Source organism: Paraburkholderia diazotrophica (genome assembly GCF_038900755.1).
Lineage (GTDB): Bacteria > Pseudomonadota > Gammaproteobacteria > Burkholderiales > Burkholderiaceae > Paraburkholderia > Paraburkholderia diazotrophica_A.
Map to the genome: position 1 here is coordinate 120,627 of NZ_JBBPEN010000005.1, position 17,339 is coordinate 137,965.

The 17,339-nt window shown below is 64.6% G+C and carries 17 protein-coding genes; 6 read left to right on the top strand and 11 right to left on the bottom strand.

The window, feature by feature from the left end; genetic code table 11:
• Window positions 1–2: 2 nt before the first annotated feature.
• From AABE10_RS17480 to AABE10_RS17500, 5 genes are all read right to left on the bottom strand, one after another.
• On the bottom strand, window positions 3–962 hold the full coding sequence (locus AABE10_RS17480) for an alpha/beta hydrolase (RefSeq protein ID WP_342934897.1): 960 nt from the start codon (window positions 960–962) through the stop codon (window positions 3–5).
• Between the two features lie 102 nt (window positions 963–1,064).
• Entirely contained in the window at window positions 1,065–1,934 is an 870-nt protein-coding gene (locus AABE10_RS17485) for an SDR family oxidoreductase (RefSeq protein WP_342934538.1), read from the bottom strand.
• Window positions 1,935–1,988: 54 nt separating this feature from the next.
• Complete coding sequence (locus tag AABE10_RS17490; protein WP_342934539.1) at window positions 1,989–2,987, bottom strand: NADP-dependent oxidoreductase; 999 nt, start codon at window positions 2,985–2,987, stop codon at window positions 1,989–1,991.
• Between the two features lie 55 nt (window positions 2,988–3,042).
• Window positions 3,043–3,489 (bottom strand): PaaI family thioesterase, encoded by a 447-nt coding sequence (locus AABE10_RS17495; RefSeq protein ID WP_428983354.1) that lies wholly within the window; start codon window positions 3,487–3,489, stop codon window positions 3,043–3,045.
• Window positions 3,490–3,519: 30 nt separating this feature from the next.
• Window positions 3,520–3,819, bottom strand: coding sequence for a Dabb family protein (locus AABE10_RS17500; protein WP_342934541.1), 300 nt, complete (start codon window positions 3,817–3,819; stop codon window positions 3,520–3,522).
• A gap of 449 nt (window positions 3,820–4,268) precedes the next feature.
• On the opposite strand from AABE10_RS17500, the gene AABE10_RS17505 reads away from it, so the two are divergent.
• Window positions 4,269–4,562: a GYD domain-containing protein gene (locus AABE10_RS17505; protein ID WP_152764762.1), complete on the top strand. Its 294-nt coding sequence runs from the start codon at window positions 4,269–4,271 to the stop codon at window positions 4,560–4,562.
• Window positions 4,563–4,739: 177 nt separating this feature from the next.
• Here AABE10_RS17505 and AABE10_RS17510 read toward each other — a convergent pair whose 3' ends face one another.
• A complete protein-coding gene (locus AABE10_RS17510) occupies window positions 4,740–5,363 on the bottom strand; it encodes a trimeric intracellular cation channel family protein (RefSeq protein ID WP_342934542.1) in 624 nt (207 codons plus the stop codon).
• A gap of 350 nt (window positions 5,364–5,713) precedes the next feature.
• Between AABE10_RS17510 and AABE10_RS17515 the strand changes: the two genes are divergently transcribed.
• A complete protein-coding gene (locus AABE10_RS17515; RefSeq protein ID WP_342934543.1) occupies window positions 5,714–6,205 on the top strand; it encodes an LEA type 2 family protein in 492 nt (163 codons plus the stop codon).
• A 147-nt stretch (window positions 6,206–6,352) separates the two neighbouring features.
• Here the strand turns inward: AABE10_RS17515 and AABE10_RS17520 are convergent, their stop codons facing one another.
• The 5 genes from AABE10_RS17520 to AABE10_RS17540 all read right to left on the bottom strand — a co-directional run bounded on the left by AABE10_RS17520 (window position 6,353) and on the right by AABE10_RS17540 (window position 13,657).
• Complete coding sequence (locus tag AABE10_RS17520) at window positions 6,353–7,225, bottom strand: SH3 domain-containing protein (protein WP_342934544.1); 873 nt, start codon at window positions 7,223–7,225, stop codon at window positions 6,353–6,355.
• Window positions 7,226–7,752: 527 nt separating this feature from the next.
• Entirely contained in the window at window positions 7,753–8,931 is a 1,179-nt protein-coding gene (locus AABE10_RS17525; protein WP_342934545.1) for an acetyl-CoA C-acyltransferase, read from the bottom strand.
• Between the two features lie 64 nt (window positions 8,932–8,995).
• Complete coding sequence (gene pncA, locus AABE10_RS17530) at window positions 8,996–9,622, bottom strand: bifunctional nicotinamidase/pyrazinamidase (RefSeq protein WP_342934546.1); 627 nt, start codon at window positions 9,620–9,622, stop codon at window positions 8,996–8,998.
• A 91-nt stretch (window positions 9,623–9,713) separates the two neighbouring features.
• Entirely contained in the window at window positions 9,714–11,798 is a 2,085-nt protein-coding gene (locus AABE10_RS17535; RefSeq protein WP_342934547.1) for a 3-hydroxyacyl-CoA dehydrogenase NAD-binding domain-containing protein, read from the bottom strand.
• 170 nt (window positions 11,799–11,968) lie between these two features.
• Window positions 11,969–13,657: a 3-(methylthio)propionyl-CoA ligase gene (locus AABE10_RS17540; protein ID WP_342934548.1), complete on the bottom strand. Its 1,689-nt coding sequence runs from the start codon at window positions 13,655–13,657 to the stop codon at window positions 11,969–11,971.
• Window positions 13,658–13,808: 151 nt separating this feature from the next.
• Between AABE10_RS17540 and AABE10_RS17545 the strand changes: the two genes are divergently transcribed.
• From AABE10_RS17545 to AABE10_RS17560, 4 genes are all read left to right on the top strand, one after another.
• Entirely contained in the window at window positions 13,809–15,377 is a 1,569-nt protein-coding gene (locus AABE10_RS17545; protein ID WP_342934549.1) for a protein adenylyltransferase SelO, read from the top strand.
• Between the two features lie 247 nt (window positions 15,378–15,624).
• Window positions 15,625–16,155: a septation protein A gene (locus AABE10_RS17550; RefSeq protein WP_342934550.1), complete on the top strand. Its 531-nt coding sequence runs from the start codon at window positions 15,625–15,627 to the stop codon at window positions 16,153–16,155.
• Window position 16,156: 1 nt separating this feature from the next.
• Complete coding sequence (locus AABE10_RS17555) at window positions 16,157–16,483, top strand: BolA family protein (protein ID WP_342934551.1); 327 nt, start codon at window positions 16,157–16,159, stop codon at window positions 16,481–16,483.
• 10 nt (window positions 16,484–16,493) lie between these two features.
• On the top strand, window positions 16,494–17,273 hold the full coding sequence (locus AABE10_RS17560) for a peptidylprolyl isomerase (protein ID WP_342934552.1): 780 nt from the start codon (window positions 16,494–16,496) through the stop codon (window positions 17,271–17,273).
• Window positions 17,274–17,339: the final 66 nt, after the last annotated feature.

Below are 17,339 nucleotides of genomic sequence, written 5' to 3' on the forward strand. Positions count from 1 at the left end.
CCCTATTCGACGCCGAACGCGGCGCGCAATGCCGCCGCTGCGTCCGCGTGCGCGCGGGCGACGTCGGGCACGTAGCCGCCCATCTTGAAGAACTCGTGGATCATGCCGGCGTAGCACTTGAACGCGACGGCATTGCCCGCCTCGCGCAGCTTGTGCGCATAGGCCTCGCCTTCGTCGCTCAGCGGATCGTATTCGGCCGTCGCAATCCACGCGGGCGCTACGTGATGAAAATCCGGCGCGCCGCGCGTGCCGTCGAGCGGCGCGAAACGCCAGTCGTGACGATCGTCGTCGTTGCGCACGTATTGTTCGAAGAACCATTGAATCGTGTCGCCCGACAGCAGATAGCCGTCCGACAGACGCTCGTGCGAATCGGTCTGCTGGTGGCCCGTCGTGCCCGGATAGATCAGCAGTTGCAGCGCAAGGGGAATATCCGCGTCTCGCGCGAGCACGGCGCAGACGGTGGCGAGCGTGCCGCCCGCGCTATCGCCGCCGACCGCGATGCGGCGAGCGTCGATGCCGTACAGCGCCGCGTTGTCGTGCAGCCATTCGAGCGCGTCGAACGCATCGTCGACGGCTGTCGGAAACTTGTGCTCCGGCGCGAGCCGGTAATCGACCGACATCACGACGCACTGCGCGTCGCGCGCGAGCATCCGGCAGATCGCATCGTGCGTGTTCACGCTGCCGACCGTGAAACCGCCGCCGTGATAGTAGACGAGCGCAGGCGCGGGGTTCGCCCACTGCGGCTCGGCGGGATGATAGAGACGCACGCGGATCGGCACGCCGTCGCGCATCGGCACGTCGATGTCTTCGACGGAAAACATCGGCGCGGCAGGCACTTCGAGTATCGGCGCGCTCTTTTCGTACGACGCGCGCGCCTGCTGCGCGGTCAGATCGTGATACGCGGGGCGCTTCGCGCGCGCGATCATGTCGAGCACCTGCTCGATCTTCGGGTTCAACGGCATGTTCGGTCGGCGGCGCATCGGCGCCCGTCGGTTGAGTGAGCGCCGTATGATGCCACGCGATGCCACGAAGCGCTTACGTTGCCCATGCCGGTCATGCGCGCGCTAACGGGCTTCCTTGACCTCGGGCTTCAGCGACAGCGGATCGGTCGGATTGCGCTGCTGCTCGATGTCCTCGTGACGCAGCCGCACCGTCGCGAGAATGGCGGGATGCGTGAGGATATAGAAGCGCCGTTCGGCGATCGCGTCGAAGGTCAGGCTCGCGACGTCCGCCGCGCTCAGCTTGCCGGAACGCACGGCGCGCTGTAGCTGCTTGTCGGCGGCGAGTTGCGAGCGCGTCGGTTGCGCACCGTTGCGCAGCGATTCGGGACGCGTGCGCTCGGCGTCCGCGATGCTCGTCGGCACGAATGCGGGACACAGCAGCGAGCAACCGACTTCGCCGCCCGCGTTCTGCAGATCGTGATACAGCGTCTCTGTCAGCGACACGACCGCGTGTTTCGACGCGTTGTAGATGCCCATCGACGGCGGCGACAGCAAACCCGCCACCGACGCCGTATTGACGATATGCGCGGGCTCGTTCTGCGCGAGCATGATCGGCGTAAACACGCGCACGCCATGCGCGACGCCCATTACGTTGACGCCGAACACCCACGCCCAGTCGTTCGCCGAGCTTTCCCACAGAAAGCCGCCCGCGCCGACGCCGGCATTGTTGAAGAGCAGATGGACCTTGCCGAAGGCCGCGAGCGCCGCATCGGCCAGCGCCTGAACCTGCGCGCCATCGGAGACGTCCGTAGGCACCCCGATGACTTCGGCGCCCGATGCGCGCAGCGCGTCGACCGTTTGCGCGAGCGCACCCGCGTCGACATCCGCGAGCGCGAGCCGCATGCCGAGCGACGCGCCCTTTTCCGCGAATGCGCGGCCAAAGCCGCTCGCCGCGCCGGTGATAACGGCAACCTTGCCGTCGAACTGGAACATGCAGACTCCCTTGGTGGACCATTGTGCGCAGTGAGTGCCTGACGATGCCCGCCCTCAGATCAGCTTGACGAGTTGCTTGCCGAAGTTGCGCCCCTTCAGCATGCCGAGAAACGCTTCGGGCGCATTCTCCAGACCGTGCGCGATCGACTCGCGATAATGCAGCTTCTTTTGCGCGACGAGTGCACCTAGTTCCTTCAGCGCAGCGGGCCACACGTCCAGGTGTTCGGTGATGATAAAGCCCTGCACGAGCAGACGCTGCGTGAGGATCAACGACGGATGCTTGAGCGGCACGGGCACGCCGTCGTAACCGGCGATGTAGCCGCACACCGCGATGCGGCCCAACGCGTTCATCCGCGCGAGCGTCGCATCGAGCCCGTCGCCGCCCACGTTCTCGAAGCACCCGTCCACGCCGTTGGGCGTCGCCGCCTTCAGGTCCTGATAGAGATTGCCCGCCTTGTAATCGACGCATGCATCGAAGCCGAGTGTCTCGACGACGTAGCGGCATTTCTCGGCACCGCCCGCAATGCCGACGGCGCGCGCGCCCGCGAGCTTCGCCAGTTGCCCGACGACGCTGCCGACGGCCCCGCTCGCCGCGCTGACGACCACCGTCTCGCCCGCCTTCGGCGCGATGATCCTGTTGAGCCCGTACCAGCCCGTCGCGCCCGGCATGCCGACAGGCCCCAGATACGCGGACAGCGGTACGTGCGTGTCATCGACCTTCTTCAAACCCGCGCCGTCCGATGTGCCGAACTCCTGCCAGCCGAACATGCCGACCACCTTGTCGCCGGGCTTGAACGCCGCGTTCTTCGACTCGACTACTTCGCCCACCGTGCCGCCGATCATCACTTCATTCAACGGCTGCGGCGGCGCGTACGACTTCGCATCGTTCATGCGGCCGCGCATGTACGGATCGAGCGACAGGTAGTGATTGCGCACGCGCACCTCGCCGTCTGCGAGCGGCGCGAGCGGCGTTTCGACGAGCTTGAAATTGTCCGCGGATGCCGCGCCCTGCGGACGCGACACGAGGAGGATCTGACGATTGACTTCGGCCATGACGGTTGTCTCCGTAGTTTTTCGATCATCGATGTAAAAGCGCCGGGCCGCGCGTTCAGCCGTCGCTGGGGCCGGGTCTCGCGGATGGATCGCTGCGCAGCCGCTGCTGCCTGACCTGGCGGCCGACGGCGAGCCGCCGCATGTACTTGAACGTGCCGAGCGCCTTCGCGACGAAGTGGCCTTCGCTGTCGCGAATCTCGCCTTCGCAATAGGCCATCGTGGTCGAGCGATGCAGCACGCGGGCCGTCGCGCGCAGCTCGCTGCTGCCGGGCTGCATGAAGTTCACTTTCATTTCGACGGTGACGACGCCGATGCCGTCTGCGGCGAGACTGCGCGCGGCCATCGCGAGCGCGCAATCGGCGAGCGTCATCGTGATGCCGCCGTGCGCGACGGCCCATGTGTTCAGATGCTCGGGGCGCAACGTCAGCACGACTTCGCTTGCGCCGTCTGTTGCCGACACAAGCTGCGCGCCGAGATGATCGATGAACGGACTCTCGATCATCATTTGATTGGCTTGATGGGTCATCGGTACTCAGATTTCGTAGTCGACGGCCTCGCGCGATTCGCGGATGGGCGCAAGAAACGCCTTCACGAGCTGGTGCGCGGGATGAACCTGATACGCGTCGAGGGCCGCCTTGTCGATGAAGTCGCAAACGAGCACGACGTCGCACGTCGAGTCGAGGCCGGGCGTCGCGATGCCTACGTCGAGACGCACGATGCCCGGCACGGCATCGCGACATGCCTCGAGCTTTTCCTTCAGCAGCAGTGCGTTCCGCTCGCGCGTCGCGCCCTCTGCGGCCTTGAGCTTCCACATCACGATATGACGAATCAAGAGGACCACCTTTGCTGTTGACTGCATGAAAGACGCGTCGTCAGATGATACCCGCACTGTGCGCATGCATGGATCGGGCTGCACGGCATAGGACAAAAGTACATCGGCGCTTGCAATTGGCTCTTTCGGACGCGCCGCGTCGCCTATACTTTTCAGGCAATCAGCCCGGCCGTGCGCAGTATCTGCAAGGCAGTCGCAACGCAGTCGCACCAATCGCACAGCAGTCGACAGCAGCGCGCAACGCGAAACCGGGCATCAACGTTCCGCGGCCTTCCCTCTTCCGGGCGCCCATCCTCTCGGGCCGCGGCCGCCTTGTCTTCCTTTCTCTTTGCGTCTTTATGCACGCATAGAAAACGGCCCGCGCGCCGTGTCGCGTTCGTTCGTCGATCCGTCGCGAACGGCGTCACGGCACACGCGCGGCAGTTCCACTATCGCATCACGAGGACAACATGGCCACTTACATCATGCTCGCCAACTGGACCGATCAGGGCGTGCGCACCGCGAAAGACACGGTCAACCGGGCGCGCGCATTCCGCGAAACCAGCAAGGCGATGGGCGTAACGATCGGCACGGTGAACTGGACGCTGGGCGCATACGACCTGGTGATCTCGTTCGACTCGCCCGACGACGAAACCACGACCCGTCTCGGCCTCGCGCTCGCCGCGCTAGGCAACGTCCGCACGGCGACGCTGCGCGCGTTTGGCGAAGACGAGATGGAGCGAATCGTCGGCGGATTGAAGTAGGCTCGCGACGCGATAGCGAGCCGGAAGGCGTGGCGCTCGGGGTCATCGATCGATGCACGGGCGCTGCGCCGCCTGTCGTGCCGACGCTTGACGTTTGCTTTCGACGTTTGCTTTCGACGTTTGCTTTCGACGTTTGCTTTTGATGCCTGCGATTCGCGTCGGTCGTGCAGACTGCGCTCAGATCCTCGCGCGCGGCAGATGCCATCCATGCGTGGCCGCGACGACGCGTAGCAAGAAGCACGCAACACCACCCGCCAGGCCCGCCATCGCGGGAGACAGCCCCAGGCGACGTGCGATCAGGACGACCACCGCGCCAAAGAACGCCGCCGTAGCGTAGATATCGGCGACGAGCACGGACGGGATGCGCGTGAGAAGCACATCCCGGATGACGCCGCCGCCGACGCCCGTCACGGCGCCCATCAGCGCTGCCACGAACGGTCGGATTCCGAACAGAATCGCCTTCTCGACGCCCGCGACGGCGAACAGCGCCAGCCCCGCCGCGTCGAGCACCATGAGCCAGAACGCCGGAAAGCCTTCGGCGTCGGAATGAAAGAGGAACGTGAGCAGGCCGGCGACGAAGGTCAGCGCCGGATAGCGCCAGTCGCGGATCGCATTGGGCGGCGTCGCGCCGATCAGCAGATCGCGCGTCACGCCGCCGCCCAGCGACGCGACGAATGCGATCACCATCACGCCGAGCAGATCGAGGCCGCTATGCATCGCCGCAACCGCGCCCTCGATCGCGAAGATGAACGTGCCGACGAGATCGGCGGCAAGGACGATGGTTTCCATTTTTGGTTTCATGCGGATCGTTGCAATCGAGATGAGCCGGCGGCATGGCGTCGTTCGTGGGTGCCGTTCATGGAAGCCGCCTTCGGCATCGAGACAGGTCGACGTAAAACGCGGCGCGCGACGGGCGGCGCGATTGTCTCATCGCGGCTGCGATCGGAAAAGCGGGAGCGTCGACGCGCGTCGTACCGCTCGCCGCTTCATTCGCCGTTGCGCCGTGTCGCCGTTGTGTTGTGCCGTTGTGCCGTTGTGCCGTTGTGCCGTGTCGCCGTTGTGCTTGCGCGGGCGCGCCGGCCGCCGTGCGCCCCGCTAGAATTCATCCGATGCACGCCGTTTCGCGTGCTTCCTTGATGAGGTGCATGATCATGGCAATTCACCGCGTCTGGCGCTTCGTTCGCGTGTTGTTCTTCGCCGTCGCGATGCTGCCGGTGGCCGGCTGCGCGGGCATGTTCGGCCATGATCCGTTGCGCGTGAACGTCGCCGGCATCGAGCCGCTCGCAGGCCAGGGCATGGAAATGCGCTTCAGTCTGAAACTGCGCGTGCAGAACCCGAACGACGCGCCCATCGACTACAACGGCGTTTCTGTCGAACTCGATCTCAACGGCAAGCCGTTCGCGAGCGGCGTCAGCGATCAGGCGGGCACCGTGCCGCGTTTCGGCGAAACAGTGATCAGCGTGCCGTTGACGGTGCCCGCGTTCGCCGCGGTGCGTCAGGCGTTCGCCTTCGCCGACAGCGCGCAGTCGGGCAACCTGCCTTACGTGCTGCGCGGACGTCTCGCGGGCGGCATCACGGGCGGCACGCGCTTCATCGATCAAGGCACGCTGTCGCTGCCGATGGGCAATATGAGCGGGCTGTAGCTGTCACGGCGGGTTCGGGTTCGCGCTCGCCCGCCGGTCGGGCCTGACGTCATGTACCGCGCATTCGCCGTTGGCCAAACGGGGTGAATGCGGCGCGAACGCACGGCGATTTGCGACCGATGAGTGCGGTTCAGTGCCGTGAGCCGCTCAGTGATTCGACATGGACGGACCTTGTCCCGGCGTCGCGCCTGAAGGCCTCGGCGCATTGTGTTCCCCTTGTCCCGGGGGCGGCCCGGTTGGACGCGCCACCGCTTGCCCGGGCGGCGGCCCTGGCGGATGCCCACCGCCTTGCGCAGGCGGCGGGCCTTGTGGACGCCCACCGCCCTGAGCGGGCGGCGGTCCGCCCTGCATCTGCGGTTGCTGAGGCCGAGGCCCACCGCCCTGCATCTGCGGCTGCTGTGGCCGGGGTCCGCCGCCCTGCATCGGCGGCTGCCCCGGTTGCGGGCCACCGCCTTGCATCGGCGGCGGGCCACCTTGCGGCGGCCCCGCCCGATGTCCATGTTCGGCGCCAGGCGGCCGCGGACCTTGCTCGGGCGGTGGCGGCTGGTTCGGCGATGGTGGAGGAGGCCGGTTCGCGCCCTGCGGCGGGGGCGGCGGCCGGTGTGGCGGCGGCGGATGATGCTCCCAGCGCGAGCGATCCGGATACCATGGGCGCTCGCGATAGTAATGGTCCCAGTACGTTCCCAGCGAGAACGTGACGAGGGGCAGACCGATCACTGCGCCGTAGTTCATGATGGGGACGCTGTTGCCCTGATACGGATACGTCAGATAGCCGCCATAGACCCAGCCGCGCGCGCCCGCGATCTCGACATCGCACCATGTGTAGCCGCTCACGCAGCCGTAGACAGTCACGGGTTGCCCCGATGGCAATTGCGCGACGACGGGATAGTCCTGTGCCGGTCCCGCGTACAGATAGACGGGCTCGTTCGTGTAAGCCTCCGATTGCGCCGACGCAGCACCCGATGCGATCGACAGCGCCACCGCCTCCGCGACGGCAACGCAAGCAACCCGCATTCGCATGATCCCCCTCCTGTGTCGACCCGAGTTGGCGCTTCAGCGCCTTACTTGGATCCCATGCAAAGCTGTCGACTCGAGTTGGCGCTTCAGCGCCTTACTCGGGTCCCATGCAAAGCTGTCGACTCGAGTTGGCGCTTCAGCGCCTTACTCGGGTCCCATGCAGAGCTGTCGACCAGAACTGGCGCTTCAGCACCTTACCCGGCCCCATGAACCCTCTAGCTCATATAGTTGGAGCCTTAACGCCTTGCTCTGTTCCCAAGCAACGTTGTTTGCGGTCAATTTGGCTGCCCATCTTCGATGATGATGGCCGAAGCCTCCACCACGTATGCATCGTGGACCAGTCCACGCCAGCAGCGCGTCGACGATCGCGAGCGAATCCTGTGCCTGCCTGCAGCATCATTGTTATCGACATGCGTTGCACGACCACTGGCCCAATCGCCGGACGCTCGAAAACACGCAAAAAACATCGACAACAAAAAAAGCCCGCATGCTTTCACACGCGGGCTTTCCAGCAGCCGATTCAACCGCGATCAGGCGATTTCGAACAATCCCGCCGCGCCCTGGCCGCCGCCGATGCACATCGTCACCACGACGAACTTCGCGCCGCGCCGTTTGCCTTCGATCAGCGCATGGCCCGTCAGCCGCGCGCCCGATACGCCGTACGGATGTCCGACGGCGATCGCGCCGCCGTTGACGTTCAGGCGTTCGTTCGGAATACCGAGCTTGTCGCGGCAATACAGCACCTGCACGGCGAACGCTTCGTTCAGTTCCCACAGGCCGATATCGTCGACCTTGAGTCCCGCCTGCTTCAGCAGTTTCGGCACGGCGAATACCGGGCCGATACCCATTTCATCCGGCTCGCAGCCCGCGACCGCGAAGCCGCGGAAAATGCCCAGCGGCTGCAGCCCTTCGCGCTCCGCGATCTTCGCGTTCATCACCACGCACGCCGACGCGCCGTCCGAAAACTGGCTCGCGTTGCCCGCCGTGATCACGCCACCCGGCACCGCCGTGCGGATCTTCGACACGCCTTCGAGCGTCGTGTCCGCGCGAATGCCTTCGTCGGCGGCGATCGTCACTTCCTTCGTGAACATGCGCCCGCTCGCCTTGTCGGCGACACCCGCGAGCACCGTCATCGGCACGATCTCGTCGTTGAAGCGCCCTGCCTCCTGCGCCGCCGCCGCGCGCTGCTGCGACTGCACGCCGTATTCGTCCTGACGCTCCTTCGAAATCGAATAGCGTTTCGCGACGTTTTCGGCCGTCTGCAGCATCGGCCAGTAGACCTCCGGCTTGTGCTCCATCAGCCAGCCTTCGCGCAGCATGTGCAGGTTCATTTCGTTCTGCACGCACGAGATCGACTCGACGCCGCCCGCGACGAACACATCGCCCTCGCCGACCATCACGCGCTGCGCGGCCAAGGCAATCGTCTGCAGCCCCGACGAGCAGAAGCGGTTCACCGTCATGCCGGGCACCGTCACGGGCAGGCCGGCGCGCAGCGCAATCTGCCGCGCGATGTTCGAGCCCGTCGCGCCTTCGGGATTCGCGCAGCCCATGATCACGTCCTCGACGCGCGCCGGGTCGATTTTCGCGCGCTCGACGGCGGCCTTCGTCGCGTGTCCGCCGAGCGTCGCGCCATGCGTCATGTTGAAAGCGCCGCGCCACGATTTGGCAAGACCCGTGCGGGCAGTCGATACGATTACGGCATCAGTCATCTACGTCTCCAACTTTCCAAAAAGTGTGTGAGGTTTGCGTCGTGCGCTGGACGGCGCACGCGGTTCAGGCCAGCACGTCCGTCGATTGCACGCGTTCGGCACCGGCGGCGCGCAGGTCGCGCCATGCGTTGTCGAGCGAACCGTTCAGATCGATCGCGCGGGTCGCGTCTTCGATGACGGCGGCCTCGAAGCCCGCCGCGCGCGCGTCGAGCGCGGACCACGCGACGCAATAGTCGGTGGCCAGCCCGCAGCACCACACGCGCGTCACGCCCGTGTCGCGCAAATAGCCGGCAAGTCCCGTCGGCGTCTTGCTGTCTGCTTCGAGAAACGCCGAGTAGCTGTCGACGTCCGCGTGATGGCCCTTGCGAATCACCGCGCGCGCATGCGGAATGTCGAGACCCGCATGCAGCGCGGCGCCTGGCGTGTCCTGCACGCAATGCGTCGGCCACAGCACCTGCTCGCCATACGGCAGCGTGATCGTCTCGAACGGCTGGCGCCCCGCGTGGTTCGCCGCGAACGAAACATGCGACGGCGGATGCCAGTCCTGCGTCAGCACGACATGGCTGAAACGCCGGGCGAGCCGGTTCACGAGCGGCACGATTTCATCGCCGCGCGCGACCGCGAGCGCGCCACCCGGCATGAAGTCGTTCTGCACGTCGATGACGAGCAGAACTTCGTTGGCACTTTTCATCGCAGTTCCTTCCGCGCTATTGCTGACGCCGTTGCTTCGACGCCGTTGCTTCGACGCCGTTGCTTCGATGCCGTCAGCGGCCAGTCCGCGTTCAGCCGTTGAAGCCGCGCCCTTGCGCCGCGCGTTCGGCGATGCCGGGCGCGATCTGCCAGGCGTCGCCGTTCGCTTGCGTCGCATAACGGCGGATCGCGCGCTCGACGTTGTAGAGCCCGACGGTATCCGCGTAGAGCATCGGACCGCCGCGCCACACCGGGAAGCCGTAGCCCGTCAGATAGACCATGTCGATGTCCGACGCCTTCGACGCAATGCCTTCCTCGAGAATCTTCGCGCCTTCGTTGACGAGCGCGAACACGAGACGCTCGACGATCTCATCGTCGGAAATCTTGCGGCGCTCGACGCCGAGTTCCTTCGAATACGCGACGATCATCTCGTCGATCTGCTTCGACGGATACGCGTTGCGGTCGCCCGCCTGGTAGTCGTACCAGCCGCCGCCCGTCTTCTGCCCGAAGCGGCCCGTCTCGCACAGGCGGTCGGCGATCTTCGAATAGTGCATTTCAGGACGTTCCTGATAACGCCGCTTGCGAATCGCCCAGCCGATATCGTTGCCCGCCAGATCGCTCATGCGGAACGGGCCCATCGCGAAGCCGAATTTCTCGATCGCCTTGTCGACCTGAGCGGGCAGCGCGCCTTCTTCGAGCATGAAGAGCGCCTGACGGATGTACTGCTCGATCATCCGGTTGCCGATGAAGCCATCGCACACGCCCGAGACGACCGCCGTCTTCTTGATTTTCTTCGCGACCTTCATCACGGTGGCGAGCACGTCCTTCGCGGTCTCCTTGCCGCGCACCACTTCGAGCAGCTTCATCACGTTCGCGGGGCTGAAGAAGTGCATGCCGACCACGTCCTGCGGACGCTTCGTGAACGCAGCGATCTTGTTCAGATCGAGCGTCGACGTATTCGACGCGAGGATCGCGCCCGGTTTCGCGATTTCGTCGAGCCGTCCGAACACCTGCTCTTTCACGCCAAGCTCTTCGAACACGGCTTCGATGATCAGATCGGCGTCCTTGAGATCGTCATACGACAGCGTCGGCGTGATCAGTGCCATCCGCGCTTCGAGCGATTCCATCGTCAGCTTGCCTTTCTTGACAGTCGTCTCGTAGTTCTTGCGGATCGTCGCGAGGCCGCGATCGAGCGCTTCCTGCTTCGTTTCGAGCAGCATCACGGGCAGGCCGGCGTTGACGAAATTCATCGCGATGCCGCCACCCATCGTGCCCGCGCCGATCACGGCCACTTTCCTGATATCGCGCGCGGGCGTATCGGACGGCACGTCGGGAATCTTGCTCGCCGCGCGCTCGCCGAAGAACGCGTGACGCAGCGCCTTGCTTTCGGGCGTCTGCACGAGCGCGAGAAAGCATTCGCGCTCGACTTTCATGCCTTGTTCGAAGCCCTTCAGTACGCCCGCTTCGATCGCGTCGATACACTTGTGCGGCGCCGGGAACTGCTTCGCGACGGCCGCGACGCTGTTGCGCGCAAACTGGATGAAACCCGCCGCATTCGGATGCTCGATCTTGCGGTCGCGGATCTTCGGATGCGGGCCGCTTTGCGCGCCGACCTTGCGCGCAAACGCGAGCGCGCCTTCAAGCAGATCGCCTTCGACCAGCTCATCGAACAGACCCGTGCCCGCAAGCTTCTCCGACATCACAGGCGTACCCGACACGATCATGTTGAGCGCCGCTTCCAGCCCCAATGCGCGCGGCAGACGCTGCGTGCCGCCCGCGCCCGGCAGAATGCCGAGCTTCACTTCGGGCAAGGCGATCTGCGCGCCGGGCACCGCAACGCGATAGTGCGCGCCGAGCGCGAGCTCCAGCCCGCCGCCCATCGCGACGCTGTGAATCGCGGCGACAACCGGCTTCGCGCTGCCTTCGACGGCCTTGATGACCGTCATCAGCGTCGGCTCCTGCAGCGCTTTCGGCGTGTTGAATTCGGTGATGTCGGCGCCGCCCGAGAACGCTTTGCCCGCGCCCGTCAGCACGATCGCCTTGATGGCGGGATCGTGCTGCGCGCGGTCGATGCCTTCGATGATGCCCGTGCGCGTCGACAGGCCGAGGCCGTTGACGGGGGGATTGTTCAGTGTGATGACGGCAACGCCGTCGTGTGTCGTGTAGTCCACTGCCATCTGCCTGCCTCCATGCCATGCGGCCGCGATTCGGGTACGCGGCCATGATCGGAACATGCGAACCATTGTCCGCCGTTTTAACGTTCCTTAACGATAGCAGGCAGAATACACAAAAAAGCACGCTCGTTCAATTCGTGAGATGCGCCTTTTCTGTGGGGGTAAACCCGGCTCTACGACGGATCGCTTTTCTCGCGCGCTTCGTCGTCGAACGGGCAGTTTTCGATTGCGAGCGCGGACGGCAGCACGTGATCGCGAAACCGTTCGCGCAGCTTGAGCTTTTGCAGTTTGCCCGTTGCCGTGTGCGGCAGTTCATCGACGAATACGACGTCATCGGGAATCCACCATTTCGCGATCTTGCCTTCGTAGAACGCGAGCAGTTCGTCGCGCGTCACGCCGGCATCGGGGCGCTTCACGACGACGAGCAGCGGCCGCTCCGTCCACTTCGGATGCGCACATGCAATACACGCCGCCTCTGCGACGGCGGGGTGCGCGATCGCGATGTTCTCGACGTCGATCGAGCTGATCCATTCGCCGCCCGACTTGATCACGTCCTTGCTGCGGTCGGTGATGTTGAGGAAGCTGTCCTTGTCGATCGTCGCGACGTCGCCCGTCGGGAACCAGCCGTCGACGAGCGGCGATGCTTCGCCGCGGAAATACCGGTCGATCACCCACGGCCCGCGCACGTGCAGATCGCCGAACGCGACGCCGTCCCACGGCAGTTCGCGGCCGTCGTCGCCGACGATCTTCATGTCGACGCCGTACATCGCGTGCCCCTGCTTTTCGCGCAGCTTGCGCTGCTCGTCAGGCGAGCGCTGCGACTGCTCCCACGTGAGCTTGGACAGTGTGCCGAGCGGCGACATCTCCGTCATGCCCCACGCGTGGATCACCTCGACGCCATACGTGTCCTGGAACATCCTGATCATCGCGGGCGGGCACGCGGAACCGCCGATCACCGTGCGCTCCAGCGACGAAAACCGCACGCCCGCTTCGCGCACGTGATTCAGCAGCCCGAGCCAAACGGTGGGCACGCCCGCCGAATAGGTGACGCGCTCGGCCTCCATCAGCTCATACAGCGACTTGCCGTCGAGATCCTTGCCCGGAAACACGAGCTTCGCGCCCGTCAGCGGCGCGGCGTGCGGAATGCCCCATGCGTTCACATGGAACATCGGCACGACGGGCAGCACGCAATCGCGCGCGGACAAACCCATCGCATCCGGCAGCGACGCGCCGAACGCATGCAGCACCGACGAACGATGCGAGTACAGCGCGCCCTTCGGATTGCCCGTCGTGCCCGAGGTATAGCAAAGGTTGGACGCGCAACGTTCGTCGATGAGCGGCCAGTCGAAGTTGCCGTCATGCTGCGCGAGCAGCGCTTCGTAGCTCGATGCGGCCGTCGACATGCGCGGCATGTGCGCCTCGTCCGTCATCGCGATCCAGCCGCGCACGTTCGGACACTGCGGCGCCAGCGCATCGACGAGCGGCGCGAACGTGATATCGAACAGCACGTAGCGGTCATCCGCGTGATTGATGATCCACGCGATCTGATCGGGAAAGAGGCGCGGATTGATCGTGTGACATACGGCGCCGAAGCCCGTCGTGCCGTAATACGCTTCCAGGTGCCGGTAGCCGTTCCATGCGAGCGTGCCGATCCGGTCGCCCATTTCGACGCCGAGCGCGATCAGCGCCTGCGCCAGCTGCTTCGCGCGCTTCTCGCAGTCGCGGTACGTGTAGCGATGCACGTCGCCCTCGATGCGCTTCGACACGATCTCCGTCGTGCCGAAGTGGCGTGACGCATGCGCGAGCAACGAAGAAACCGTCAGCGGCACGTCCATCATCTGTCCATAGAGCGGCGTCGTCATACGCGGGTGTCTCCCAGTTTGTGTATTCGTTCGAGTGCGTAACCGCGGCCGCGCCGTCGAATGACGAGGCATTCGATATGCGCCGCAGACGTGCGCCCTGCAGCGCGGCAGGCGCGCAATTACAATATCGGTTAATAAAGAGGCGCTCAACATGTCGTTTTCCCCATGCAATAAAGGGCTATCCGCCGGCTTGGCCGGTCCCATGTCGACGGCGGCAGGCACCATCGACAACCAGCGTGAAGGCGGCTTCGCAGCACTCGGCACCGTCTTTCTGACCCGTTTGCCCGCGGCGCCGTTGCCTGCGCCGTATGTCGTCGGCTTCGCGCCCGATGTCGCGGCCATGCTCGGCTTCGATCCCGCGCTCGCCGGCACGCCGGGCTTCGCGGAATTCTTCTCGGGCAACACCACGCGCGACTGGCCGTCCGACTCGCTGCCGTATGCATCGGTGTATTCGGGGCATCAGTTCGGCGTGTGGGCCGGTCAGCTCGGCGATGGCCGCGCGCTCACGCTCGGTGAAGTCGAGCACGCGGGCGAGCGGTTCGAGCTGCAACTGAAGGGCGGCGGACGCACGCCCTATTCGCGCATGGGAGACGGCCGCGCGGTGCTGCGCTCGTCGATCCGCGAATATCTGTGCTCTGAGGCGATGCATCACCTGGGCATTCCGACGACGCGCGCGCTTTGCGTGACGGGCTCCGATCAGCCCGTGCGCCGCGAAGAAATGGAAACGGCGGCCGTGGTCACGCGCGTGTCGCCGAGCTTCGTGCGCTTCGGGCATTTCGAGCACTTCTACGCGAACGACCGCGTCGATGCGTTGCGCGCGCTCGCCGATCACGTGATCGACCGCTTCTATCCGTCGTGCAGGCAAGCCGAAGACCCGTATCTCGCGCTGCTGAGCGAAGCCGTGCTGTCGACGGCCGATCTGATCGCGCAATGGCAGGCCGTCGGCTTCTGCCACGGCGTGATGAATACCGACAACATGTCGATCCTCGGTCTCACGATCGACTATGGTCCGTTCGGCTTCATGGATGGCTTCGACGCGAATCACATCTGCAATCACTCGGATTCGCAGGGCCGCTACGCGTACCGGATGCAGCCGCAAATCGCGTACTGGAACCTCTTCTGTCTCGCGCAAGGGCTGCTACCGCTGTTCGGTGAGCGTTACGACGAAGCGCAGCGCAGCGAGCGCGCGGTGCAGGATGCGCAGCGCGTGCTCGAAGGCTTCAAGGCGCGTTTCGCGCCCGCGCTCGAAGCGCGGATGCGCGCGAAAGTCGGCCTCGAAACCGAACGCGAAGGCGACGATGCGCTCGTCAACAAGCTGTTCGAGATCATGCATGCGAATCGCGCGGACTTCACGCTGACGTTCCGCAATCTGTCCAGGCTGTCGAAGCACGATGCGAGCGGCGATGCGCCCGTGCGCGACCTGTTTCTCGATCGCGCAGCGTTCGACGCATGGGCGAGCGACTATCGCGCGCGCCTGTCACATGAAACGCGCGACGACGCCGCGCGCGCCGAAGCGATGAACCGCGTGAACCCGAAATACGTGCTGCGCAATCATCTGGCCGAAACGGCGATCCAGAAGGCGAAGGAAAAGGATTTCTCCGAAGTCGAGCGCCTTGCGAACGTGCTGCGCCATCCGTTCGACGAGCAGCCCGAATACGACGCGTATGCACGGCTGCCGCCCGATTGGGCTTCGTCGCTGGAAGTCAGCTGCTCGTCGTGACGGCCGGCTTGCGCGACTGCATCAACCGGCCTGCGTTACAATTCGAGCCCAGATAGCGTCGCTCGCGTTGCGCTTTTTCCTGTATGCGCGCGAGCGCGGGCCCATGCACGCAGTCGCGGACAAGATCGACGGCAAGCGTTTTTCGGACTGCCCGGACTGGCCTTTGCCGCCATCACGTCACGTCACCCGAAACGATCACCGACTGCGCGCATAGTGCGCCCCACTTTCCCCGGATTCCGCCCCGACAATGAAATTCCTGTTCGATCTGTTCCCGATCATCCTGTTCTTCGTTGCGTACAAGGTGTGGGGCATTTTCACGGCGACGGCCGTCGCGATCGCCGCCACGCTGGTGCAGATCGCCTGGGTCGCGTTCCGTCACCGGAAGGTCGATCCGATGCTGTGGGTGAGCCTCGGGGTCGTCACCGTGTTCGGCGGCGCGACACTCGTGCTGCACAACGACACCTTCATCAAGTGGAAGCCGACCGTGCTCTACTGGGCGTTCTCGGTCGTGCTGGTCGTATCGGCGATCGCGTTCAACAAGAATCTGATCGAAGCGATGATGGGCAAGCAGATCGAGTTGCCGCATCGCGTGTGGGGGCAGCTGAATATCGTGTGGGCCGTGTTTTTCGTGCTGCTCGGCATCCTCAATCTGTTCGTCGCGTACAACTTTTCCACCGATGCGTGGGTCAACTTCAAACTGTTCGGCGCTACCGGCTGCCTTGTCGTGTTCATTGTCGGGCAAAGCCTGTGGCTGTCGAAGTATATGAAGGAAGAGTGACATGAGCGACGACGTTTCACCTGACGTATTCCTTCGAGCGAGCGCCGCCGAGCGCATCGCGCTGATCGAGTCGCGCATCGCGGCCGCGCTCGCGCCCGTCGATTCGATTACCGTGCGCGACGACAGCGCGCAGCATGCGGGCCACGCCGGCGCGTCGGCGGGCGGCCATTACGCGGTGACGATCGTGGCAGCCGCGTTCGCCGGCAAGGCGCGCGTGGCGCGACATCGCATGGTGTATGATGCGCTGGCCGATGCCATGCAACGCGGCATTCACGCTCTCGCCATCACGGCTTACACGCCAGAAGAATTCAATTTGCTGTCCCGTTAGGAAACTTCCGATGACCTTGAAAAAAACCCGCTATTGGGTCTTGCTGGCTGCTTGCGCGGCCGCGCCTGCATTCGCACAGAACATCGCCGTCGTAAACGGCACGCCGATTCCCAAATCGCGTGCCGATGCGCTGATCCAGCAACTCGTGCAGCAGGGTCAACAGGATTCGCCGAAGCTGCAACAGGCCGTGCGCGAAGAACTGGTGAACCGCGAAATCCTGATGCAGGAAGCGGTCCGCGAAGGCATTCCGTCGAAGCCCGACGTCAAGGCGCAAGTCGCCGTCGCGCAACAGACGGTCGTGCTGCGCGCGCTGATCGAAAACTATCTGAAGCAGAACCAGCCGTCTGACGCCGAAGTCAAGGCGAAATACGACGAACTGGTCAAGCAGATCGGCGGCAAGGAATATCACCTGCACCACATCCTCGTCGACAACGAGCAGCAGGCGAAGGATCTGATCGCGAAGATCAAGGGCGGCGCGAGCTTCGAAGACCTCGCGAAGCAATACTCGAAGGACCCGGGCTCGGGCAAGAACGGCGGCGACCTCGACTGGTCGGACCCGAAGGCTTACGTTCCGGAATTCGCCGATGCCGCACAAAAGCTGCAAAAAGGCCAGATGACGGATACGCCGGTGCATACGCAGTTCGGATGGCACATCATCCGCGTCGACGACGTGCGCGAAACGCCGCCGCCGCCGTTCGAGCAGGTGAAGAAGCAGATCATGCAGCAGATGCAGCAGGAAAAGCTGCAAGCGTTCGAAGAGGACCTCCGCTCGAAGGCGAAGATTCAGTAAGCGCTCGCCGTCTTGCTTGCTGGCAGTGTTCGCTGTCAGCCGGATGTGGAAAAGTGGAAAAGCCGC

Coding starts and splice junctions, on each gene's coding strand:
- AABE10_RS17490 (WP_342934539.1), bottom strand. CDS start 2,987: ATGGCCGAAGTCAATCGTCAGATCCTCCTCGTGTCGCGTCCGCAGGGC.
- AABE10_RS17485 (WP_342934538.1), bottom strand. CDS start 1,934: ATGTTCCAGTTCGACGGCAAGGTTGCCGTTATCACCGGCGCGGCGAGC.
- AABE10_RS17505 (WP_152764762.1), top strand. CDS start 4,269: ATGGCCACTTACATCATGCTCGCCAACTGGACCGATCAGGGCGTGCGC.
- AABE10_RS17555 (WP_342934551.1), top strand. CDS start 16,157: ATGAGCGACGACGTTTCACCTGACGTATTCCTTCGAGCGAGCGCCGCC.
- AABE10_RS17515 (WP_342934543.1), top strand. CDS start 5,714: ATGGCAATTCACCGCGTCTGGCGCTTCGTTCGCGTGTTGTTCTTCGCC.
- pncA (WP_342934546.1), bottom strand. CDS start 9,622: ATGAAAAGTGCCAACGAAGTTCTGCTCGTCATCGACGTGCAGAACGAC.
- AABE10_RS17525 (WP_342934545.1), bottom strand. CDS start 8,931: ATGACTGATGCCGTAATCGTATCGACTGCCCGCACGGGTCTTGCCAAA.
- AABE10_RS17560 (WP_342934552.1), top strand. CDS start 16,494: ATGACCTTGAAAAAAACCCGCTATTGGGTCTTGCTGGCTGCTTGCGCG.
- AABE10_RS17545 (WP_342934549.1), top strand. CDS start 13,809: ATGTCGTTTTCCCCATGCAATAAAGGGCTATCCGCCGGCTTGGCCGGT.
- AABE10_RS17535 (WP_342934547.1), bottom strand. CDS start 11,798: ATGGCAGTGGACTACACGACACACGACGGCGTTGCCGTCATCACACTG.
- AABE10_RS17520 (WP_342934544.1), bottom strand. CDS start 7,225: ATGCGAATGCGGGTTGCTTGCGTTGCCGTCGCGGAGGCGGTGGCGCTG.
- AABE10_RS17550 (WP_342934550.1), top strand. CDS start 15,625: ATGAAATTCCTGTTCGATCTGTTCCCGATCATCCTGTTCTTCGTTGCG.
- AABE10_RS17540 (WP_342934548.1), bottom strand. CDS start 13,657: ATGACGACGCCGCTCTATGGACAGATGATGGACGTGCCGCTGACGGTT.
- AABE10_RS17480 (WP_342934897.1), bottom strand. CDS start 962: ATGCCGTTGAACCCGAAGATCGAGCAGGTGCTCGACATGATCGCGCGC.
- AABE10_RS17510 (WP_342934542.1), bottom strand. CDS start 5,363: ATGAAACCAAAAATGGAAACCATCGTCCTTGCCGCCGATCTCGTCGGC.
- AABE10_RS17495 (WP_428983354.1), bottom strand. CDS start 3,489: ATGATCGAGAGTCCGTTCATCGATCATCTCGGCGCGCAGCTTGTGTCG.